General features: G+C 61.3%; 3 protein-coding genes and 2 tRNA genes. 3 read left to right on the plus strand and 2 right to left on the minus strand.

Translation table 11 applies throughout. The annotated features are described in order from the left end of the window. Positions 1-120: 120 nt before the first annotated feature. The 3 genes from RMO57_RS16090 (at position 121) to RMO57_RS16100 (ending at position 2,574) form a co-directional block, all read left to right on the plus strand. Entirely contained in the window at positions 121-2,295 is a 2,175-nt protein-coding gene (locus RMO57_RS16090) for a TonB-dependent siderophore receptor (RefSeq protein ID WP_310388312.1), read from the plus strand. Between the two features lie 36 nt (positions 2,296-2,331). Beyond that, positions 2,332-2,407, plus strand: a tRNA-Asn gene (locus RMO57_RS16095). Positions 2,408-2,498: 91 nt separating this feature from the next. Then, positions 2,499-2,574: transfer RNA gene (locus tag RMO57_RS16100), tRNA-Asn, on the plus strand. 115 nt (positions 2,575-2,689) lie between these two features. On the opposite strand, the gene RMO57_RS16105 is transcribed toward RMO57_RS16100, so the two are convergent. Together RMO57_RS16105 and RMO57_RS16110 are read right to left on the minus strand one after the other, a co-directional pair. Next, complete coding sequence (locus RMO57_RS16105; protein WP_310388314.1) at positions 2,690-2,959, minus strand: hypothetical protein; 270 nt, start codon at positions 2,957-2,959, stop codon at positions 2,690-2,692. Positions 2,960-3,020: 61 nt separating this feature from the next. Next, a partial coding sequence (locus RMO57_RS16110) for a helix-turn-helix domain-containing protein (protein WP_310388316.1) occupies positions 3,021-3,345 on the minus strand: 325 nt, incomplete at its 5' end.

Consider the following 3,345-nt stretch of genomic DNA (forward strand, 5'->3'; position numbering starts at 1 on the left):
TGAACCTGACTGAGGTAATCCTCGCGCAGGGAAGCAAGCATCACGGCCCACGTCGCTGTACCGATTTCTCATGACGTGAGAGCACTGTCGTTTGCCGCCCTGTCATCGCCTGCTGTTTCGATGACAACCACAACTCCAATCTCCAAGAAGTCCTTGCTGGCCGCTACGGCCGCCTTCATCTGCGGCACGGCCGCGCTGGCGCAAAACCTGCCCACGGTGTCGGTCAGCGGCCGCGCCGCCGACACGCCGTCCCAAATCGGCGGCTTCGGCGAGATCCCGGTCGCCAAGCTGCCGCTGCAACTCAGCCTGATCAGCAGCGAGCGCCTGCTGGACGCCGGCATTAACGCGCTGTCTGGACTGACCGCACTGGACGCCAGCGTCGGCGATGCCTACAACGCGACCGGCTATGTGTCCTATCTGAAGGTTCGAGGTTTTGATCTCGACAACCGTTTCAACTACCGCCGCGACGGCCTGCCCATCAACGCCGAAACCGCACTGCCGCTGGGCAACAAGGCCAGCGTCGAGATACTGAAGGGCAGCAGCGGCATCCAGGCCGGCACCAGCTCGCCCGGCGGCCTGGTCAATCTACTGGTCAAACGCCCGACTGCTCAGCCCTTGACGGTGCTGGGCTTTGCGCTCAGCGAGCGCGGCACGGCCGAGGCCACGCTGGACTGGAGCCAGCGCTTCGGCGAGACCCAAGCCTTCGGCCTGCGCATCAATGCTGCTGCCGCCGAGCTCAAGCCGCAATTGCGCGACGCCGAGGGCCGCAGCCATCTGCTGGCCATGGCCGGTGACTGGCGACTCAGCCCCGACACGCTGATCGAGGCCGAGTTCGAGCTGAACAAGCAAAGCCAGCCCAGCCAGCCCGGCATGAGCATGTTGGGCGACAAACTGCCTGACGCCAAAGACTTCGACCCACGCATCAATCTGAACAACCAAAGCTGGACGCAGCCGGTGGTATTTGACAACCGCCACGCCTCGCTGCGCTTGACCCAAAAACTGTCTGCCGACTGGCACGCGCAAGCGCATCTGGGCTTGCAGCGGCTGAAGACCGACGACCGACTGGCCTATGCCTACGGTTGCTCGGCGGCCGACGTTTATGACCGCTACTGCGCCGACGGCAGCTTCGATATGTACGACTTTCGCAGCGAGAACGAACGCCGCAACAGCGGTGCACTGGATCTGTCACTGGCCGGCAAGCTGGTCACCGGCAGCATCACGCATCAAATCAGCACCGGCATGCTGCTCAGCCGCTTTGACAGCCGCTTTCAAAAGCAAGCCTACAACTGGGCCGGCACCGGCACGGTTGACGGCAAAGCCATCACCACTGCCGACCCCAGTTTGACGGACGAGAACACCAACCGGGACGAGCGCAGCAGCGAGTTCTATCTGAGCGATGCGATGCAGCTCAGCGCCGACTGGCAAGCCTGGGCCGGCCTGCGCCACACGCGGCTGCAGCGCGACAGCGTGCGCACCGACGGCTCCCGCGCCACCGGCTACACGCAGAACATCACCACGCCCTGGCTGGGCCTGAGCTACGCCATCAACAGCCAGCTGATGGCCTACACCAGCTGGGGCGAAGGGGTCGAGAGCGAAGTCACACCGAATCGCAAGCGCTACGGTGACGCTGCCGGTCAGGGATTCCCCAGCGGTGGCACCGCTGGTCAGGCCCTGCCCGCCTTGACCAGTCGGCAATTCGAGATCGGCCTGAAGGCGGGCTCCAACACGGTCGATTGGTCGCTCAACTGGTTCAACACCAGCCGCCCCAAATGGGCCGACTTCGGCGCCTGCGATGACAGCGTTCCCGGCAGTTGCGTGCGCCGTGCCGACGGCATCAATCGCCACCAAGGCCTGGAAGCGCAAGCCGACCTGAAGTGGGCCGGCGGTGGCCTGCTGGCCAGCGCGATGCAGCTGAAAGCGAGGCGCGAAAACAGCGCGGACGCAACACTCAACGGCTTGAAGTCCGAGAACGTGGCCGAGCGCAGCCTGCGCCTGCAAGCACGCCAGGATGTACCCGGCTTGGTTGGCCTGCAGTTCCAGGCCGGTTTGGTTTATGAGGGTCCACGGGCGGTACTGGCGAACAACAGCGTCTTCATCCCCGGCTGGACTCGCCTGGACGCCGGCGCGCGCTTCGAGCAGGCGCTGATGGGGCGGCAAATGCTGGTGTGGCGCGTCGGCGTTGACAACCTGGCCGACAAGCGCGCCTGGAAAGAGTCGCCGTTCCAGTTCGGCCATGTCTACCTCTACCCCTTGACGCCCAGAACTTTCCGGGCAAGTTTGGAATACCACTTGTGAAGCCCTAAAAATCTGGTCTATAATCTGAGGCTCTGTTCCTCGATAGCTCAGTTGGTAGAGCGCCGGACTGTTAATCCGTAGGTCCCTGGTTCGAGCCCAGGTCGAGGAGCCACAGAAAATGAAAGTCCCTTGTTAGCAATGACAAGGGGCTTTCGCCATTTATGTAGGCCCAGCTTTTCGAGTCGGGCTCGCAAACGAATAATTCCTCGATAGCTCAGTTGGTAGAGCGCCGGACTGTTAATCCGTAGGTCCCTGGTTCGAGCCCAGGTCGAGGAGCCACAAAACTGTGGGCTAAGTGTTCATAATCAAGCACTTAGCCCACTTCTCTGCGAAGTGGTAGTTCAACTAGAACTAGGGGTCCCCTCACTACTGAGGGGAAGTTTGTGTGGGGCGGTTAGATCTGACGCTCCACGACAGGGGCGAACTTGATGCGCAGACCGCTTCCACTGTCGTTAGTTGCGCCGAATCGAGGGAAGGTACTGTCAGACCGTTGGATGGCCTTCAGCTCTTGCATCAGTTCGTCAGCGCCAGGGATCAAAGAGAGTCCCAAAGTGTTGCGGAGTGTCTCCAGAATCACAGAAGCGAGCGTTGCGTTAGCGGTAATCGTGACGATTGCCTCCTTCACAACGGTCACTTCGCGCTGTTCGTATTGGACTAAGGGCATAGGGTCTTTCAGGTGATGTGAAGTTGTTTAGACTACTGCGGGGATCTTGTCCCCCACAGCGTTATTTCAAAATTGCGCTGACCTGCTCGGCCCGACGTATTCGGGCGAGTGTTGAGCGGCTGGACCCGGTGATGGTGCATACGTCAGACCAACTAACGCCTGCGTCCAGCATTGACCGCAGCAGGGCGTGACGCGCAAGGTTAGGCTTGCGCCCTGTGTAGCGTCCGTCTGTCTTCGCCTGCGAGATACCTGAGAGCTGGCGTGTGCGCCTGTCGTCTAACGTCCCAAGCATCTTGGTGACAGCGGCGACTGTTCGGTGCAAGTCTGCCAGTACAGCAGTACCGACCAAGTTCTGTAGTTTCAGATCTTCGAGGACGTAAGCAGCG

This window comes from Roseateles sp., assembly GCF_031397715.1.
GTDB lineage: Bacteria > Pseudomonadota > Gammaproteobacteria > Burkholderiales > Burkholderiaceae_C > Paucibacter_A.

Bases quoted from the DNA above. Each gene is read 5' to 3' on its own strand.
- RMO57_RS16105 (WP_310388314.1), bottom strand. From the start codon at position 2,959: ATGCCCTTAGTCCAATACGAACAGCGCGAAGTGACCGTTGTGAAGGAG.
- RMO57_RS16090 (WP_310388312.1), top strand. From the start codon at position 121: ATGACAACCACAACTCCAATCTCCAAGAAGTCCTTGCTGGCCGCTACG.